This window comes from Parageobacillus toebii NBRC 107807 (genome assembly GCF_003688615.2).
Classification (GTDB): Bacteria; Bacillota; Bacilli; order Bacillales; family Anoxybacillaceae; genus Parageobacillus_B; species Parageobacillus_B toebii.
Genome location: NZ_CP049703.1, coordinates 1,596,616 through 1,615,323, shown reverse-complemented (window position 1 = coordinate 1,615,323; position 18,708 = coordinate 1,596,616). Strand labels below are relative to the sequence as shown.

The following is an 18,708-nucleotide window of genomic DNA, read 5'->3' as shown; positions in this document are numbered from 1 at the left end:
GAGCAAGTCCGGTTTGTTTATCCGCCAATATAAGACATTTCAATTTTTTTCCGCGTTTTTGCTGTTTGCTCCGTTCGTTCATCCGAGTAGCGGTCTGTCCGCATGTTCCATGTCGATGCAATCATTTTCTTTATTTCTTCTTTATCGGCCCCGGAACGCAGTTTTTCTTTTAACGAAACACCGCTTGCAGCAAACAAGCACGTATATAGCGTGCCATCGGCGGAAATGCGCGCCCGGGTGCAGCTTTGGCAAAACGATTCGGTCACCGAAGCGATAAAGCCGACTTCCACGTTCGTGCCAACATAGCGGTAGCGGCTTGCCACCTCGCCGAAGTAGGCTTTTTCCACCGGCTCAAGCGGATGCATTTGCTGCAGGCGTTCATACATTTCTTTTTTCGTTACCACATGGGAAAAATCCCATCCGTTTGTCGTGCCGACGTCCATATATTCAATAAAGCGGAGGGGAATGCCTCGTTCTTTAAAATAGTTTGCCATCGGAATGATTTGCGAGTCGTTCATTCCCTTTTTGACGACCATGTTCACTTTGACGCCAAGCCCCGCTTCCCGCGCTGCTTCAATCCCTTTTAACACCGGCTTGACCCCGACGCCAACCCCGTTCATCTTTTTAAATACTTTGTCATCTAATGCGTCCAGACTGACATTGACGCGCTTTAGCCCCGCTTCTTTCAAACGTTTTGCCCATTTCACTAAATGAATCCCATTCGTAGTAAGAGCGATATCGCGAATGCCGGAAATGTGCGCCAGCCGTTCTACTAATAAGTCTAAGTCGCGTCTTAACAGCGGTTCTCCCCCGGTGATGCGAATTTTTTCCACCCCAAGTTCCGCAAAACTTTCCGCAAGCAGCCCCATTTCCTCGATCGTTAATAATTCGTCTTCACGCAAAAAACGGAAATTCGGTCCAAATATTTCTGCCGGCATGCAATATACGCATCGGAAATTGCACTGGTCTATTACTGAAATGCGCAAATCGCGAAGCGGACGGCTCCATTGGTCGACAATCACCGATTGACCTTTTCCCATACCGCCTCCTCCTTTCAATTGAACTTAAAGTTTGTCGCACATAATTAACCATGTAAATACCGCTGTTTTTTCCAAACAGAAAAAAACAATGACCGATGGCGGAATCACAAGTGGAAGCCTCAGCACCGTTTCTATTACGATTTTCCCTTTAAACCGGTGGCATGCCATCCATTTCGCGATAACGGTTCCAAGTAGGACCACAATGACTCTGGAGATGAATGCCGCTTTTATCGACAACAAAATCCAGTTATGTTAAAAACCTCTTTCAACAACACTATGACATTTTCCCATTTACTATACAAGAAAGATAAGAGAAATGTTGTGACGTTACTCACATTTTAACATAACAATCATGAAAACGGTTTCAAAAAATATTTTGTGACATCATTGTGACAATGATCACAAATACAACAAAATGTGATTTTCTTCACAACAAAACCAACCCCTTGTTTCCTACAATGGAAGTAACAACAAACCATTGAGGTGAAAAAAATGCTTGCAGCAAAAACGTTGCACAACCATGATCGCTTTGGCCATTTGCGTGAATTACTCCGTTCTGCGAAACATACAGTCAAAATACGAAAAGGAACATTTTTATTCCAAGAAGGAATGGATGCTGATGAACTATATCTTATTCTTTCAGGTAAAGTGCAAATGAGCAAAATTTGCGCTGACGGAAAAGAGATGTGTTTCCGTATCTGCGGCTCTGGGGAAATTATCGGCGAGCTAACATTGTTTACAGCAGAACCTCGCTATTTATTAACAGCAAAAGTGATGGAAGATGGCGAAGTAGCAGTCATTAAAAAAGATGATTTAGAACGGGAGCTCCTCACCAACCCTTCACTTGCCTATGAATATATGCAATGGGTCAGCATGCATGCGCGGCGGACACAAACGAAATTTCGCGATTTAATTATGCACGGCAAAAAAGGAGCGCTCTATTCCACGCTCATCCGCATGTGCAACAGCTATGGCGTTACGCTTGATAACGGAAGCATTCTAATTGACCTAACACTGAAAAATCAGGATTTAGCCAACTTTTGCGGCACCACCCGCGAAAGCGTCAACCGCATGTTGAACGTGTTAAAGCAGCAAGGTGTTCTTTCCATTAAAAAAGGAAAAATTACGATCCATGACCTCGACTATTTAAAGAAGGAAATTCAATGCGAAAACTGTCCGGTGGATATTTGTCGCATTGAATAAAAACACCCTCCTTTTCGAATGGAAAAGGAGGGTGTTTTTAAATCTTCTTTGCACGCATGCGGCGATATACAACATAATGTCTATTTAAATACGTCAGCGGAACGCTCCAAACATGGACAAGACGGGTAAACGGCCAGATGCCAAACAGCAATAAGGCGGTAATAATATGAATTTGGAATCCTAACGGGGCATCGCTTACCAGTTGAGGCAGCGGCCGAAACGTTAAAATCCCTCGGAACCATGGGCCAATCGTATCGCGATAATCAAACGTTCCTCCTGTAGCGGTATATCCTACTGTATTGGTAAATCCCGTTAAAATGACGATGGTTAACAGAAACAATACGACGAAATCACTTTTGCTGCTGTTGCGGAAAATACGACGAACGCTTAACCTCCGCCATAGCAGCAACAGAACGCCGATGACCGTCGCGACCCCAGCTGCGCCGCCGAACCAAACCGCCCCGAAGTGATACATTTCATCCGTAATTCCGATTGTTTCATAAAATGGTTTTGGCATCAGTATCCCAGCTACGTGCCCGAAAAAAACAAATATAATTCCCCAATGAAAAAGAATACTTCCCCATCGCAGCCGTCTGCTTTCAAGAAACTCACTTGATTTTGCCGACCAGCCAAATTGATCTGTATTATAACGGTAAATATGACCAACGACAAATAATGTAAGCATGAGATATGGATAAATTACCCAAATAAATTGATCAAGTAAACTCATCAGGCGTCCTCCATTCATGTTCGTATTGTTAAGAGGCTTTTTTCTCCTCTAAAAATGAAACGATTCCGGTTACACAGCCATCCATGACAAGATAATACGGATTATTCGCTAATTTTAGTTCCTCTGTAATTTTATCAATGGTTGTTTTATGAATAAGAAGCATCTTCTTTGCATGCTCTTCGGGAGCGACAGACGCAAATTCTAAAACGACTGGCAAATAGTCTGGCAGCTCCTCATCCAATAGATCAAAACCGGCGTTGCGAAACTCTTCTTTTAGTTTTAAAAAGGCTTGGCCGCGCTCTTTCTGATCGCCAAATAGATGATAAGTTAAATACATTGTGGTTTTATCGCTAAAATCAAACGTATTCACATATATTTCGCATAACGTCTCTATTTCGTTTGTTGTTAAATAGTCCAGAAACTGCATAAACAGTTTCCGGACGCCTTCATTGCTTAGCGAAGAAATTTCATGGAATAATTGTTCATCACCAATCCACCCTTGTTCCGGGTACTGCAGCAAAATCGAAGCGATTTTAAAAATTTTCCGGTGCTCTTCCATCGATATCACTCCAATAAAATTGATGAAAGTTTTCCGCGTCATATCCCGAACAGCCGGAACAAGATTCCATAAATTCATAACCGACTGCTCCTTGTCCGTAAAACATATTGTCTGCCTTCTCGCGATGAGAAGATGGAATCACATAGCGGTCGGAATATTTCGCAACAGCGGAAAGCTTGTACATTTCTTTCACCGTATGTTCATCCATTCCCACTTTATCTAATATGCTCTTATCCGGTTCTTTCCCCAAGTTCACGGCGCGCATATAACTTCGCATCACCACCATTTTTTTCAACACCGTGCGAATCACTTCCGTATCTCCTGCTGCAAGCAAGTTCGCCAAATATTCAATCGGAATGCGCATTTGATCAATCGCTGGAAAAATGACGTGAGCATTAATGTCGTCCAATCCGCCGTCAAATGCTCCCATGATTGGGCTTAGCGGCGGAATATACCAAACCATTGGCAATGTGCGATACTCAGGATGAAGCGGAAGCGCAATTTTTTGTTCCACCGCCAATTTATAAACCGGGGAGCGTTGTGCCGCTTCAATCCAATCATCGGTATATCCTGCTTCACGCGCCGCTTTGATCACTTCCGGATCATACGGATTAAGAAATACATCTAAGTGGGCTTGATATAAATCTTTTTCATCCTTAACCGAAGCAGCAGCCTCCACTTTATCTAGGTCATAAAAAACAATGCCGATATAGCGGAGCCGCCCGACACATGTTTCTGAACAGATCGTCGGCTGACCGGTCTCAATGCGTGGAAAACAAAATGTACATTTTTCTGCTTTATGTGTTTTCCAATTAAAATACACTTTTTTATACGGGCAGCCCGTCATACAAAAACGCCAGCTTCGGCACGCATCATGATCGACGAGCACAATGCCGTCTTCATCCCGTTTATAAATGGCGCCCGATGGACAGGAGGAAACACAAGGCGGATTTAAGCAATGCTCGCAAATACGCGGCAAATACATCATAAACGTTTGCTCAAATTCGAACTTTACTTTCTCTTCAATGCCTTTTATGTTCGGATCGCGTTTTCCTGTTTCATATACTCCCGCCAAGTCGTCTTCCCAGTTCGGCCCCCACGTAATTTCCATATATTCACCTGTCAGCTGCGATTTTGGTCTGGCGACAGGCTGATGTTGTTTTTCCGGGCTGTTAATTAAATTTTCATAGTCATATGTCCAAGGCTCATAATAATCGTCAATCGGGGTCATGTCCGGATTATAGAAAATATTTAGCAGTTTATTCACCCGGCCGCCGGCACGCAGCTCGAGCTTCCCGTCTTTGAGCACCCATCCGCCTTTACGTAAATCTTGATTCTCCCACTCTTTCGGGTAACCGATTCCCGGTTTTGTTTCTACGTTGTTCCACCACATGTACTCCGCTCCGGGACGATTCGTCCACGTATTATTGCATGTAATGCTGCACGTATGGCAGCCGATACATTTATCTAAATTCATCACCATCCCAAATTGTGCCCTAATCCTCAAGCCAGTTCACTTCCTCTTTTTTAAGTTTGCGAATGATGACTTGTTCATCCCGTTGGTTTCCCGTTGGACCATAATAATTGAAGCCATAGCTTAATTGCGCATAACCGCCGATCATTTGTGTCGGTTTTACATGAATTCGCGTCGGGCTGTTAAACGTTCCGCCGCGAAGTTTGCTGATTGGCGAGCCCGGAACATTAATATAACGGTCTTGCACGTGATACATAAACGTGACTCCGCGCGGCAGCCGGTGGCTGACAACCGCCCGTGCGACGACAACACCGTTGCGGTTATACATTTCAATCCAATCGTTATCGGCAATGCCTGCTTCTTCCGCGTCATCTTTATTCATCCATACATGCGGTCCGCCGCGAAACATCGTTAACATCAGCAGGTTATCCCAGTAAGTGCTATGGTACGACCATTTATAGTGCGGCGTTAAATAGCGGAGCGCAATTTCTTTGCCGCTTACCTTCGGACGATGGTCCTGTTCATAGAAAGCCAGTTTTCGCAATGGTGCTTTAAACGTCGGTAATTCCTCGCCAAACTCCAGCATTAACTCATGGTCAAGGTAAAAATGTTGCCTTCCCGTTAACGTCCGCCACGGAATCAGCCGCTCGACATTGGTTGTAAACGGGGAGTACCGCCGGTTTCCTGTTTCGCTCCCGCTAAATACAGGAGTCGTTAACACTTGGCGCGGCTGTGATGTAATCGCTTGGAACGTAATGTGCTCTTCCGCCCGTTCTTCCACTAAATCTTTTAACTTTTGCATCGTCTTTCTTTCCATCTCTTCCCAAGCTTTCAGCGCCAGCGAACCGTTTGTCGCGCTCGATAACGCCAATATCGCCTCCGCTGCGTCACGGTCGGTCAACAGGCTTGGACAATCTTTATACGGCCCTGTCAGCGAGGAAGAACCGGCCGTATCAAGCATCCATTTGTATTCTTCATTGGCGTTCCAGCTGAGCCCTTTCGCTCCGATTCGTTCCTGAACAACCGGGCCGAGAGCCACAAATTTGTTGTACACTTCGGCATAATCCCTTTCCACGATGTGAAGCCGCGGAAAATTTACCCCCGGAACCGGGTCGCTCGCCCCTTCTTTCCAATCGTTCACGATTCCAAACGGCTGGGCGATTTCATCTCGTGTATCATGCAAAAGCGGCGTTGCTACCACATCCTTGACTGGAGCGGAAAAATAGTGTTTCGCCATTTCCGAAAACGTCTTGGCGAGCCCTTTAAAGAAATCCCAATCCGATTTCGCTTCCCACGGCGGGGCAATCGCTGGATTAAACGGATGCACAAACGGATGCATATCGGTGCTGCTGATATCATATTTTTCATACCATGTGGCTGCCGGGAGGACGATATCGGAATACAGCCCCGTTCCATTCATGCGAAAATCGATGTTTACCATTAAATCGAGCTTTCCTTCGGGCGCATCCTCATTCCAAACGATTTCGCTCGTCTTTAACTCATTATTTTGCTCGCTTAAATTCGCATGATGGGTCCCTAACAGATGTTTTAAAAAATATTCATGTCCTTTTGCCGAGCTGCCGATCAAATTGGCGCGCCAAACAAACATCACTCTCGGAAAGTTGATCGGGTCGGACGGATTTTCGATCGCAAACGTTAAATTCCCTTGTTTTATTTCATTGACCACATATTGAATCACTTCTTCGTTTGTCTTTGCGTTTGCCTTTTCCACTAACGTGATGCTGTTTGCGTTAAATTGCGGATAAGATGGGAGCCACCCTAAACGAACCGCTAAATAGTTATAGTCGCCGCCATGCTGATAACGCGGCTGATCAAACAACGGAGAAATATGTTCGTCCATCTTTTGATCTTCGTATTTCCACTGCTCTGTTACAAAATAGAAAAACGACGTTCCGTTTTGCAGACGCGGCGGTCCTCCCCAGTCGCGCGCCATCGCAATCGTCTGCCAGCCTTCCAGCGGCCGCACTTTTTCCTGTCCGACATAATGCGCCCATCCTCCACCATTTACTCCTTGCGAACCCGTTAACAAAACAAGGTTTAAAATCGCACGGTAGATAGCATCGGAATGATACCAATGGTTGATGCCTGAGCCCATGACAATCATCGAACGACCTTTCGAATCGATCGCATTTTGCGCAAATTCGCGCGCGATTTGCGCCGCCGTGTTTCGATCAATGCCAGTAATCGCTTCCTGCCATGCCGGCGTATACGGTTTCGGATCATTATAATCGACAGGATAATCACCCAGCAGTCCGCGGGAAACACCGGTTTTGGCCAGCAATAAATCAAAAACGGTCGTTACATACAGCGTATCTCCGTTTTTCTTGATTGCTTTTACAGGAACGCCGCGTTCTAGCACCGATTTTTTCTCTACTTCAAAATGCGGAATTTTAATCGTAACATTATCATCTTCTTTTCCTAAAAACGTTAATGCCGGATCGAGGCCGATTCGTTTATTGTCCATGTCATCGAGCTGCAAATTCCAATTCCCGTTATTTTCCCACCGATGCCCAATCGTTCCGTTTGGCACGGCAAAAGTCTGCGACTTTTCATCCCATACGACCGTCTTCCATTGTGCGTAACGCAGAGGCATGCCAATGTCGCTTGCCCGTAAAAAGCGGTCTGCCGCATAATGATCTCCATGTTTTTTAAGGATGACTAAAAACGGCAAATCCGTATACCTTTTCACATAATTTGTAAAGTAATCTGTTTGCCGATCGACATAAAATTCTTTTAAAATGACGTGCGTCATGGCCATCGCCAGCGCCCCGTCCATTCCCGGCTGAATCGGAAGCCAGTTGTCGGCAAATTTGACAAACTCCGCATAATCCGGGCTCACAGCGACCACTTTCGTTCCCCGGTAGCGCGCCTCTACGTAAAAATGGGCATCCGGAGTGCGCGTCTGCGGCAAGTTTGATCCCCACACGATCATGTAGCTCGAATTAAACCAATCAGAACTTTCCGGAACATCCGTCTGTTCGCCCCATATTTGCGGGGAAGCAGGCGGAAGATCGGCATACCAATCATAAAAACTAAGCATCGCTCCGCCGATTAAATTTATAAATCTCGCACCGGCGGCATAGCTTACCATCGACATCGCCGGGATAGGTGAAAAACCGAAAATACGGTCTGGTCCATACTTTTGAATCGTATAAATAAGCGAAGCCGCAATCATTGTGTTGACTTCATCCCAATTCGCGCGGATAAATCCGCCTTTTCCGCGTGCGCTTTTATACCGTTTTGCCTTCTCGCGATCTTCCACGATCGATTTCCATGCGGAAACAGGGTCTCCTTCTTTTTTTAATGCTTCTCTCCATAGCTTTAAAAGCGCTCCGCGCACATACGGATAGCGGACTCTTAGCGGGCTGTATGTATACCATGAAAAACTTGCTCCTCTTGGGCAGCCGCGCGGTTCGTATTCCGGCATATCCGGACCTGTAGTCGGATAGTCGGTCTGCTGTGTTTCCCAAGCAATAATGCCGTCTTTCACATGCACCCTCCAACTGCAGGAACCAGTACAATTCACTCCATGGGTTGTGCGAACTACTTTGTCATGCTGCCAACGACGGCGGTACACTTTTTCCGAGTCGCGACCATACGGTGATACCTCGGCATGGCCAGCGGTTTTTTCGGATTTGCCAAAATACTTTAGCTTTTTTAGCAGCGGCGAAGGTTTCTTATTCATGTCAGCATGAAGCTCCTTCCTTTGCTTTATTGGCTAAAATAAAAATTTTTCTTCATCGTCACTATGCATACGGTTAATATGCAAAAGCGCGTGAAATCGAGTGAATACCTCTTTATCAATTCGCTGCGCTAATAATTGTTTTACTTCTTCAATTAAATATCTCATTAAGTCATGGTCACGCTTTAACATCGCCACTTTTTCAAACAAATTGTGGTCTTCCTCTACTTTTTCTTGATAAAATCCTTCTTCTTCCGCCTGCGCATGGGCAATGACTCTCTTTTCCCAATGCTCCACAAGCGCATCAGCAACCTCGCCAAGATGCTCCTGACGCCCATCGTTATATAGCTTCTCAAGCAGCTCAGTCAGATGTTTCGCCTCGGCAAATGCCCCTTCATGAATGGAACGATGCGCCTCTAATTTCCGTAAAGATGGACCGCCCATTTCACCACCTCTTTCCCCTGCTTAAATAAATTAAACCTCTATTAGCATATGTTTCCTATCTGTTCCGTTTATTATTCAAAAAATAAAAAAGGAGAGTTTTCATCTAACGAGTTCGGTTGTTGTCAACAGTATCCAAGATGTTGAACCCGATTATCAATTTCATAAAGATGGATGTATTGTGGAAGATTGTACGCCTTTTAACGAACCAAAGGCATTCTATAAACGTGGAAAAAGCACAGGTGAATCACAAAGATGGCAATGTAAGACGTGCAAGAAGTTAATATATTACCTAACCGTAAGCAATCTATCACATACAATCAAAAACGAAGTGATATTCTTCTTTGGTTTACAAAGTTATTGTTAAGTCGGGTTCCGATTACCAGAACTTGCGAACTTTTGGAAATTGGGAGAGGTACCTATTACGAATTTGTTTATCGAAGATGTTTGGAGTTTTTGGAACGGCACGAAACAAAACCGCTTCAAAATATGCAGTTTAAAGAAATATGGCTCAATAGATAAAATGACTTATTTCCTCAACAATGTTCGGAAAAAAGGAATGGGTGGCAGCCAGTATGACGATTTAAAGTCAATTCCCAACCAATGTGGTGATTACTGCCGATGTATTCTCAAGGTATGTGTTCCGAAGTGATGTGGCATTTGATTGGGATATTTCATTGAGGGATATTGCCCTTGATACCGTTCTTTTAAAAGAAAACCCCCTAAATGAATTTGCTAAGAAACACGCTCGCATTCCGAAATATTATCATTATCCGATGCCTACATCTAAAAAATGACACACAAACTTATGTCGAGTATCAAGCCGAATTAGATAAAATTGAACGCAGAGCCAAGTATATTGATGGATTACACATAACTTATACAACGATTGCTCATTATTGGCTCATTAAACAGCTTGTAAAGGCTTCAGAATGGCGTTTTGTGACGGATAAAGACAATTCATTGATGACTTCCCTTTGAAAGGGATTTGATATTTTATAAGACCAAATCACCACGCGATTTGTTTTTTTTTATTTTTGTTGAAATATCAATATTTTTTGACGAAATCCTTTTTAAGTATTTTGGTATTTTATGTTAAACTAAATATATAGATTAATCAGAAAATTAACAAAAGTAAAATGAACCCACGAGGGGGAGTGTATGAAAAAGTTTTTAATTACATTATTAATATTAATTGCGTTAGGCATTGGGGGGTATTTTGTTATTGGACTATTTAGTGCTAAACCACCTTTACCAACCATAACTGTTGGAGAAAAAAAGGTAGAAGTGACACAAGGTTCGTATTGTTGGAATGGATTACTTAATTCTGTTTGTATTGATACAAGTTCTCCGCCAGAACTCATTAAAAATCAAGAACTAAAACCTGTGGTTATACCACCAAATTCCCAATTGAAAATAGAATTCAAAGACGAGCCTAAAGAAAATACATTAGTAGTAAATAGATGGCTTACAAATGAAAAAACAGAAAATGTTCCAATAAATGATAATGTGATACTATTACCAAAAGAAAAAGGTGTATATGTGTATGATGTTTCAGCAAGATGGGAAAAGGGAGATTCAAGTTATGCCTTTGTAATTGAAGTGCGGTAGTAACCTTTTAGTAACAGTCTTAATTGAACAAGTCAATATAATTTTAGTTTAAAACGCTTGGAATAAGCCCAAGCGTTTTAATATGCCTTTTACTTTGTTAAATGTGGTTCGAATTTTGTGCTAATTACGCTGTTATTTGTACTGTTTTTTGATTTTGTACTTCTGAACCGAACCCGTTAGTTTTCATCTCTCCTTTTTAATGTTGTGTGATGCACATCACTTATCTTTTTCTATAATCCTTTACAATAGATGAAGAAGCTCTCTTGCAGCGGCATGCCGTTTCTCGTTTGGCAGAACGGGAAACGGTTAGTGTCCGCTTGTTTCTGTACCGTCATCTTCACCGGTCTCCGTTACTTTTAATATCGCTACGGCTCCTTTTTGCGCGTGGTTGAATTGGTGCGTAACGATCGGATACGTTCCCGGGCGTGTGACGGTAAATTCAACGACCGCGCCGCCGCTAGCCGGAAGCATCACTGTCTGCAAACCTTTTAGATGGTTGTTTGGATTACCGTCGATATACACATCATCCAAAACGGTTCCAACGACATGGAATGAGCTGACTTCGTTCGGACCAACGTTAAGGATGTAAATTCTAACTTTGTCGCCGACTTTGGCAACGAGCGGCTTCTCTTTTAGCGTAAATGTATCTCCGTTCGTATTTCGATCGCCTGCTTTTAACGCTTTTGCCGAAAAAACAATATAGCTTGGTACCCCGTTTTGGAAATCATCCATGTCATTATACTTGTACCACTCGTTTTGGATTAAGACAAATTCGCGCTCCACTTCTTTATCGGTTGGATAGCCGTTTTTCGGCTTGACGATAATCATCCCGTGCATGCCATTGGCAATGTGGGCGAGCACCGGCTTCGTGCCGCAATGGTACATAAATACGCCTGGGTTATTCGCTGGGTACGTAAACGTTCCCGACTTATTCGGCATGACGTCGGCAAAATCTTTCGACGGCGAAGCGTGGACGGCGTGGAAATCCATGCTATGGGGCAGCGATGGGTCCATATTTTTTAACGTAAAATGGAGCGTATCTCCTTCATTGACAACAATGAGCGGTCCAGGTGCTTGACCGTTGAACGTCCATGCTTTATAGATTTTTCCTTTATCGATTTCGATGTCAGTTACTTGTGCAGTCATCTCGATTTTAACGTCATGCGGACCGATGCGTTCCATTTTCAATGGAACCGGTTTTTGGTTAAGATCTTTATGGGCAGCGATGACGTTTGAACTTGCGTGATGCTCTATCTTTACCGTTTCTTTCGTCGCCTCTTTCTCCCCGGCACCTTCGTTTCCACAGGCCGCTAGTAACGCTGCCGTCGCTGCTACCGCCATGAATGCGTGAAGTTTGCCTGCCATGTTCCTCCCTCCATTTTTATCAATCCTTACACTTTAAGAATAGTGCGTTCTGTTTCTCATCCTAGTGATTCGTATCACGTATCATGGCCGATGTTTGAATAGTTTGTGAATTGTTGAACAATGTTATATATTAACGTTAGAAATCATTTCGGTAGGGAAAATGATGGATTGAACGATATACGTTTTACTTAAAAACATGCAAATAATCAGAAATCAAAGCTCCATATTAAAAAAAGCAGATCGCTTGAAACGACCTGCTTTTTGTTACGGTGCATATGGTTTTGTCACTTTGCCCACTTTTTTTCCGAAGACGACGCGGTTAAGCAGGAAGCAAACGAGGGCAAACAAGCTGAGAAGAAGAAAGCCGAGCACGTAAGAACCAGTAGCATCTTTCACTATTCCCAGCAAAATCGGTGGGAAAAAGCCGCCAAGTCCGCCCCATGCGCCGACGATGCCGGTGACAGCGCCTGTTTCTGCAGGGAACAACTGCGGAACAAGCTTAAAGACCGCACCGTTTCCTAATCCGGACATAATGGCAATAAACAAGCATGCGACTGTCATCACAACAATATTTTCCATTCCAAATACAATGGCAAGCGCTCCAATCGTAATTCCAGCATAAACGAAATTCAATACCCGTTCGGCACCGATTTTATCGCCGAGGTTTCCGCCAATCGGTCTCGCAAGTGTCGCAATAATAGTAAATCCAGCAGCGCGAAGCCCGGCATCCACCGGAGTTAAACCATATAAATCAATGAGCAGCGATGGCAAATAAATGCCGAATGCAACGAATGCACCAAATGTAACGAAATAAAAGAGAGATAACGTCCACGTATGTTTATACTTCAACACCGATAACGAATCAAGCATCGTTTTTTGCTGCTTAGGCTTTGGCATATCCGGAGTAAAGAACCAAACAAGAAGGAGCATGATGACAACTGGGATAATCATTCCCCAAAACGCCCATTTCACTCCAAACGCTGCCGCGATCGAAGGAACCAAAAAGCTTGCCACCGCTGTTCCAATATTGCCCATCGCGTTAATGCCGAGTGCTGTTCCTTGTTTTTCTGGCGGTGTTAAGCGCGATACGAACGTAACAGAAATGGCAAACGACGTCCCTGCCATTCCGATAAAGAACGCCCAAAACATTAACATTGCATATGAATCAGCAAAACCCGCTCCTATTAATGGAATAATTATGAACAATAGCAACAACGAAAATAATCGCCTGCCGCCAAATCGATCCGTCCAAATCCCGAGCGGAATGCGCATAATGGAACCAAGCAAAACTGGAATCGCAACTAAAATGCTTTTTTGTGTCGATGTTAGTCCGTACATTTCTTGGAATGTATTCGCCAACGGAGAAAATACAGCCCATACAGCAAACGCAAACGTCATCGCCAACGTTGTAATCGGCAAAAGGGCTTTTTGCTTATTCATCACGAAAATCCTCCTTTTTGTTCACAGCCATATAACTAAATTCACCTGCTTTTGAGTACATCATACGCAAATGAAAAAAAAATATTTGTGAAGTTTATCACAATTTTTTATAGTGTCACATAATTGTAAAAAGTTGATTTCCATCTTTATCGTGTCCTGTTTATTTTAATGTCTAGAAAATTATTTCAGTGAACTCGTAAATAAAAAACTGGCTCCCTAATAAAAGAGAGCCAGTTACCACTGTGATTAAGATAAATGTTTTTCTTTTTTCCGTAACGCTTTTGGAATGTATATGCAATATGGTTCGCTTTCTAAGTAATCACCCGTAACTGCATACGCCCGCGAGCGCGATCCGCCGCAAACGTAGCGGAATTCGCATACGCCACATTTTCCTTTATATTTATCAGGATTGCGCAAATCTCGGAAAATCGGAGAATTTCGATAAATTTCCGCGAGCGGCGTTTCCCGGACATTTCCTGCTTTCACCGGGAGCAACCCGCTCGGATATACGTCACCGATATGAGAAATAAAAACAAATCCATTGCCATCATTGACCCCTTTTGGCGCACGGCCAAGACCATCGACTTGTCCAGTTAATCCCTTCATCAACACGTCTTCATAGTTAATTTCATCGCCCGAGATTTGTTTTTCTCGCATTTTCGCCTGCAACACGACACGGCGGTAATGCTGCCCTGCTGTCGTTTTTATGTCAAACGGGACGCGCTTGCTCGTTTCATAAAGCCAACGAAACACTTTTTCATGTTCCACCGGCGAAATCATATCTGACTCTTTTCCGCGTCCTGTCGGCACAAGGAAAAAGACGCTCCAAAGTACACATTTTAGTTTTTCAACCAACTCTGCCATTTCATCAAGCACATGGACGTTATATCGGGAGATGACGGTATTAATTTGCACTGGAATATCAAGTTCATGTAAATATTCAATCGCTTTTATGGTCAAATCAAACGAACCGGATGTCCCACGAAAACGATCATGAATTTCCGCGTTTGGCCCATCTAAACTAAACGCCCAACGAGAAAGGCCAACTTCCTTCGCTTTCCGAATCGCTTCCTTTGTCACGTTCGGCGTCGCACTTGGCGTCATTGAAACATGAAGTCCTTTGTCAATCGCATATTTGGCAAGATCATATACATCTGGGCGCATGAGCGGGTCCCCGCCAGTAAACACGAGAAGCGGCTGATCCATCTCATATATATCATCAATTAACTTTTTCCCTTCTTCGAATGTCAATTCGCGCGGATCGCGGTGATATTGCGCTTCCGCTCGGCAATGAACACATTTTAACTGACATGCCCTTGTTAGTTCCCAAATCACAATAAACGGATTTTCGTTAAAGTCCCTCACTACTATCCCCCTCCTTGTTCTCATTGTACTGCATTGGAGAGGACACTAATGTGATAAATATCACAAAGTGACTTATGTCACAATATCGTCAAACTCATTCGGCGTGTTTACATTGCGAAAGACGATCTCATCTTCCCAAAAATCTTGCTCGTTCACATAGTGGACATGGCAATGGCGAAAAAGCGATTTCATCCTATTATCTTGTGCCTGTAGAAGTTTTTCGATCTGCTTGCATGTTCGCCGATGATATATGCCAACTAATGGCTGAATTCGGCCGAAATGCGCACAGATAATCGCATCAAACTTCTCGTTCGCATATTTAGCAAGTTTTGCCGCTGCTTCTGGACGCATATACGGCATATCGCACGGAAGCACAAATATCCATTCCGCTTCGCATTCTTTCATGACCGTATAAATTCCAGCAAGCGGTCCTTGGCCACGATACCGTTCATCGTCCATAATCACTTTTTCCGCCGTCTTTTGTCGAAAACAGTCTATTAGCGAAGGATGGCTAACAATATAAATATCCTCTACTACTGCGCGTAACGTTTCCACAGCAATTTCAAAAAAATATTTTCCGTTAAATTTGGCAAACGCTTTCGGGCTGCCAAAACGCCGCGACTGCCCGCCGGCAAGAACCACTCCTGCCATTTTGTTCATTCATTTTTCCCCTTTCACCAAAATCTTTGTTTTACTGTACCATGGAAGCAACAAAAAAAAAAGATTCCCGTCATTCTTTCGGGAATCTTTTTTAGCATTCATGTTTATTTTTTGCCGATTGCGACTCGCCAAATTTCTGGTCCCTCTTCCAAGTACTCCCAAGTAAATTGGTCTGGACGTTCCATCATAAACTGATAATGCAACGGACGCGGATCATGGTCATTTGTTAATTCCATCACTTCACCTGGTTTTAAGCTATCGAATAAGCGAAAGATCGCAGGGTGTCTTTCTCTCGGCTCATAGTCAGGTGCATGAATTTTTGCGGCAAATTGATTCATACTTATTGCCTCCTTTATAGTATAATTAATTATGTATACATCATAATCATTTCTGTCGTTTGTCGTAGTGACGAATATCACAATTGATGGATGAAAATTCTCAATGCCTGTGAAAGGAGAAATGATGATTGGAAGAGCTTGTTGGCTTTTGTTCGCAGTGCGGCAAACCGATACATTGTTTTCATGGTTTCTTAAACGGCGTCATTTGCGACGAAAAAGAAACATTATACTGTTTTCAATGTCACGAGAAAAAAGAAAAAATGCAGAAAACCTAACAATAAACAAGATAGAAAGCGCTATCATAGAAAGATAAAAAGAATCACAGCTATTTGTGCTGTGATTCTTTTTTGTTTATTCTTCTTTTGTCAGATCGGCGACCGGAAGCGCTTCTCCCTCGCCGTGTGTCGGTTTACGCAAATGGAATAGCGCTTTTACGCTGAACCCCATAATCACGATGACACCAATTAAGAAAATCGTATCTGGAACAGCACGGATCAGATTCAAGTTTTGCACAATATCTTGTTGTAAAAACTCTGGAGAGCGAGATGCCCAATAGCCTTTTTCAAAAGCTTCTTTAATTTGCAGAATGCCGACTGGCAACAACGTCACTGCAATCATCCCTGCAAGCCCGATATTGAGCATCCAGCATGCAAATTTTAATAATTTATCGTTCCATGCTTCCGGTTTCACGATATTGCGCAATGAGTAAAGCAGCACGGCAATACCGAACATTCCGTAAACACCCATCATCGATCCATGGCCGTGGGCTGGTGTTAAAAATTGCCCGTGTTCAAAGTAGCTGACTGCCGGCAAGTTGATAAGGAATCCAAGCACACCCGCGCCGACTAAGTTCCAAATTGCCGTAGCAATTAAGAACCAGAATGTCGATTTATAAGGGAAGTTAACCCCGCCGTCGCGCATCATTTTATACTGTTCATATGCTTCTAAAATCAGCAATGTAAGCGGAATGACTTCGAGTGCTGAGAAGACGGCGCCAAGCGCAATCCATATTTCCGCCGAACCGTTGTAATAATAGTGGTGGCCGATACCGATGACCCCGCTGCCAAGCAAAATCGTAAATTGGAAATATAATGCTCTTACTGTAGATTTTTTTGTAACAAGTCTCAATTGCACTAACAAAAAGCCGATAACAACAACCGCAAACACTTCGAAAATTCCTTCTACCCACAAATGGATAATCCACCAGCGCCAGAAATCTGCCATTGTAAAGTTCGTGTCTGGCTTAATAAAGAACGCAAAGATGTAAAAGAACGGCACCGCAATTGCAGAATAGAACAATAAGTGAATTAGTCCGCCTTTATCACTTTCCCGCTTTAATCCGCTCTTAATGCCGCGGAAGACGATAAACAGCCAAATAAGCATACCTACTACTAAGATAATTTGCCAAATGCGTCCAAGCTCAAGATATTCCCAACCTTGATGGCCGAGCAAGAACCAGTTGTTTCCTAAATATCCGTTTACTCCAAGCCATTGGCCGATCATGCTGCCGCCGACAAGAACGACAAGCGCCCAGAACAAAATGTCAACGAGAAGCCCTTGTTTTTTCGGTTCATGTCCGCCGACAAGCGGTGCGATAAAAATCCCCATACCTAACCATGATGTTGCAATCCAAAAAATTGCTAGTTGTAAATGGTAACCTTTTGCAATGTTAAACGGCAGTAAATCGTGAATCCATTTAATGCCGAAAAAGCTGTCTGGTTCTACATAATAATGGGCAAGCAACGCGCCAAACATCGATTGAACGAAAAACAGCACGGCTACGATTGTAAAGTATTTTGCTGATTTCGCTTGCGAAGGGGTTAATGGCTGCTTGCGCAAATCGATAACTGGAAACTGTCCTTCTTTATATGCTTCTTGCATGCTCAATTGATAACGATAGAAGAAGTACAAAATAATCGCAACAAATAAAATTAAGATGGTCACACTTGCACCGCTCCACCACATGGCGGAAAACGTCATTGTATTTCCTGCATCTTCGTAATAAGGCCAGTTGTTGGTGTACGTAATATTGTCACCGATACGCGGAGTGCTTGATAACCAAGCTGTCCAGAAGAAGAAATCGGCAATTTGCTGAATTTGATCGCTGTCCGCAACCCAAGCGCGATTTGTTTTTGGCATATCCGATTCTTTAATCAACCCTTTTTGCAAGCCCCAACCATCACCGTTTGTAAATACATCGCGGTAATAGTCACGAACTTTTTGAAGCCCATATACTTGTGCATCTGTTAACACAAGCACATCGGTAACCGGATTGTAGCGGTTTTTCCGCATTTCTTTAATAACTTTATCCCGAACGATTGTTTTTTCATCTTTGGATAGCTCAGAGAATGGCTTATCATACAGTTCTTTTGCTTTATACTCTTGCATTCCTTCCGTATAAATCTTCAATGCTTCTGCTGTATAATCCGGCCCCATGTAAGAACCATGTCCAAGCACTGTACCGTAATCCATTAATCCGTATTTCTGGAACACGGACTGCCCACCGATAATTGTTTCTTTCGTCATTAATACGTCGCCGCTTTCGCTTCGGACCTCTTTCGGTCTTGGCGCCATTTCTTTAAAAATCCAGTATCCGCCAACTAGCAAGACGGTAAAACTGATCAAAATGGTAAAAATTAATATAGATTTAAGAAAACTATTTTGTGTTCGACGTTCAGGACGTGGAGACGTACGAACCGACCGATTAATTTCCATAAATAACCACCTTCCTATCATTAAATTCGCCTTCATTGTAACGCTGCAAATGGGATTAGAATGT

At 43.3% G+C, this 18,708-nt stretch carries 15 protein-coding genes; 2 read left to right on the top strand and 13 right to left on the bottom strand.

The annotated features are described in order from the left end of the window. Nucleotides 1-17 precede the first annotated feature (17 nt). Nucleotides 18-1,040, bottom strand: coding sequence for a GTP 3',8-cyclase MoaA (gene moaA, locus DER53_RS08310; RefSeq protein WP_062753779.1), 1,023 nt, complete (start codon nt 1,038-1,040; stop codon nt 18-20). A 24-nt stretch (nt 1,041-1,064) separates the two neighbouring features. Beyond that, nucleotides 1,065-1,277 (bottom strand): ABC transporter permease, encoded by a 213-nt coding sequence (locus tag DER53_RS08305; protein WP_062677766.1) that lies wholly within the window; start codon nt 1,275-1,277, stop codon nt 1,065-1,067. A 255-nt stretch (nt 1,278-1,532) separates the two neighbouring features. On the opposite strand from DER53_RS08305, the gene DER53_RS08300 reads away from it, so the two are divergent. Beyond that, nucleotides 1,533-2,243: a Crp/Fnr family transcriptional regulator gene (locus DER53_RS08300; RefSeq protein ID WP_062753781.1), complete on the top strand. Its 711-nt coding sequence runs from the start codon at nt 1,533-1,535 to the stop codon at nt 2,241-2,243. Between the two features lie 37 nt (nt 2,244-2,280). Here the strand turns inward: DER53_RS08300 and narI are convergent, their stop codons facing one another. Genes narI through DER53_RS08275 form a run of 5 tightly spaced genes read right to left on the bottom strand, consistent with a single transcriptional unit; the run spans nt 2,281 to nt 9,153 of the window. Beyond that, the gene (narI, locus tag DER53_RS08295) at nt 2,281-2,973 is read right to left on the bottom strand and encodes a respiratory nitrate reductase subunit gamma (protein WP_062753783.1); all 693 of its coding nucleotides are present in this window, start codon (nt 2,971-2,973) and stop codon (nt 2,281-2,283) included. A gap of 28 nt (nt 2,974-3,001) precedes the next feature. Further along, nucleotides 3,002-3,532 (bottom strand): nitrate reductase molybdenum cofactor assembly chaperone, encoded by a 531-nt coding sequence (narJ, locus tag DER53_RS08290; RefSeq protein WP_062677769.1) that lies wholly within the window; start codon nt 3,530-3,532, stop codon nt 3,002-3,004. Continuing rightward, nucleotides 3,507-5,039 (bottom strand): nitrate reductase subunit beta, encoded by a 1,533-nt coding sequence (gene narH / locus DER53_RS08285; protein WP_062677770.1) that lies wholly within the window; start codon nt 5,037-5,039, stop codon nt 3,507-3,509. Before narH ends, narJ begins: the two co-directional genes overlap by 26 nt. Further along, nucleotides 5,029-8,712, bottom strand: coding sequence for a nitrate reductase subunit alpha (locus DER53_RS08280; protein ID WP_062753785.1), 3,684 nt, complete (start codon nt 8,710-8,712; stop codon nt 5,029-5,031). Before DER53_RS08280 ends, narH begins: the two co-directional genes overlap by 11 nt. A 33-nt stretch (nt 8,713-8,745) precedes the next feature. Further along, nucleotides 8,746-9,153 carry a hypothetical protein gene (locus DER53_RS08275; protein ID WP_062753787.1) on the bottom strand — a complete coding sequence of 136 codons (408 nt, stop codon included), beginning with the start codon at nt 9,151-9,153 and terminating at the stop codon, nt 8,746-8,748. 1,158 nt (nt 9,154-10,311) lie between these two features. On the opposite strand from DER53_RS08275, the gene DER53_RS08270 reads away from it, so the two are divergent. Further along, nucleotides 10,312-10,761, top strand: coding sequence for a hypothetical protein (locus DER53_RS08270; protein ID WP_062753789.1), 450 nt, complete (start codon nt 10,312-10,314; stop codon nt 10,759-10,761). Nucleotides 10,762-11,067: 306 nt separating this feature from the next. On the opposite strand, the gene DER53_RS08265 is transcribed toward DER53_RS08270, so the two are convergent. The 6 genes from DER53_RS08265 to DER53_RS08240 form a co-directional block, all read right to left on the bottom strand. Continuing rightward, nucleotides 11,068-12,126, bottom strand: a complete 1,059-nt coding sequence (locus tag DER53_RS08265) for a multicopper oxidase domain-containing protein (protein WP_062753791.1) — start codon at nt 12,124-12,126, stop codon at nt 11,068-11,070. Between the two features lie 264 nt (nt 12,127-12,390). Then, complete coding sequence (locus DER53_RS08260) at nt 12,391-13,566, bottom strand: MFS transporter (RefSeq protein WP_062753793.1); 1,176 nt, start codon at nt 13,564-13,566, stop codon at nt 12,391-12,393. Nucleotides 13,567-13,812: 246 nt separating this feature from the next. Beyond that, complete coding sequence (locus DER53_RS08255) at nt 13,813-14,931, bottom strand: TIGR04053 family radical SAM/SPASM domain-containing protein (protein WP_062753795.1); 1,119 nt, start codon at nt 14,929-14,931, stop codon at nt 13,813-13,815. 72 nt (nt 14,932-15,003) lie between these two features. Then, on the bottom strand, nt 15,004-15,591 hold the full coding sequence (locus DER53_RS08250) for a molybdenum cofactor guanylyltransferase (RefSeq protein ID WP_062753797.1): 588 nt from the start codon (nt 15,589-15,591) through the stop codon (nt 15,004-15,006). 104 nt (nt 15,592-15,695) lie between these two features. Further along, nucleotides 15,696-15,929, bottom strand: a complete 234-nt coding sequence (locus DER53_RS08245; protein WP_012749412.1) for a DUF2249 domain-containing protein — start codon at nt 15,927-15,929, stop codon at nt 15,696-15,698. Nucleotides 15,930-16,280: 351 nt separating this feature from the next. Further along, nucleotides 16,281-18,644 carry a nitric-oxide reductase large subunit gene (locus DER53_RS08240; protein ID WP_062753799.1) on the bottom strand — a complete coding sequence of 788 codons (2,364 nt, stop codon included), beginning with the start codon at nt 18,642-18,644 and terminating at the stop codon, nt 16,281-16,283. Nucleotides 18,645-18,708 lie beyond the last annotated feature (64 nt).

Coding starts and splice junctions, on each gene's coding strand:
- DER53_RS08300 (WP_062753781.1), top strand. CDS start 1,533: ATGCTTGCAGCAAAAACGTTGCACAACCATGATCGCTTTGGCCATTTG.
- narJ (WP_062677769.1), bottom strand. CDS start 3,532: ATGGAAGAGCACCGGAAAATTTTTAAAATCGCTTCGATTTTGCTGCAG.
- DER53_RS08275 (WP_062753787.1), bottom strand. CDS start 9,153: ATGGGCGGTCCATCTTTACGGAAATTAGAGGCGCATCGTTCCATTCAT.
- moaA (WP_062753779.1), bottom strand. CDS start 1,040: ATGGGAAAAGGTCAATCGGTGATTGTCGACCAATGGAGCCGTCCGCTT.
- DER53_RS08265 (WP_062753791.1), bottom strand. CDS start 12,126: ATGGCAGGCAAACTTCACGCATTCATGGCGGTAGCAGCGACGGCAGCG.
- DER53_RS08250 (WP_062753797.1), bottom strand. CDS start 15,591: ATGAACAAAATGGCAGGAGTGGTTCTTGCCGGCGGGCAGTCGCGGCGT.
- DER53_RS08240 (WP_062753799.1), bottom strand. CDS start 18,644: ATGGAAATTAATCGGTCGGTTCGTACGTCTCCACGTCCTGAACGTCGA.
- DER53_RS08280 (WP_062753785.1), bottom strand. CDS start 8,712: ATGAATAAGAAACCTTCGCCGCTGCTAAAAAAGCTAAAGTATTTTGGC.
- DER53_RS08245 (WP_012749412.1), bottom strand. CDS start 15,929: ATGAATCAATTTGCCGCAAAAATTCATGCACCTGACTATGAGCCGAGA.
- DER53_RS08260 (WP_062753793.1), bottom strand. CDS start 13,566: ATGAATAAGCAAAAAGCCCTTTTGCCGATTACAACGTTGGCGATGACG.
- narI (WP_062753783.1), bottom strand. CDS start 2,973: ATGAGTTTACTTGATCAATTTATTTGGGTAATTTATCCATATCTCATG.
- DER53_RS08270 (WP_062753789.1), top strand. CDS start 10,312: ATGAAAAAGTTTTTAATTACATTATTAATATTAATTGCGTTAGGCATT.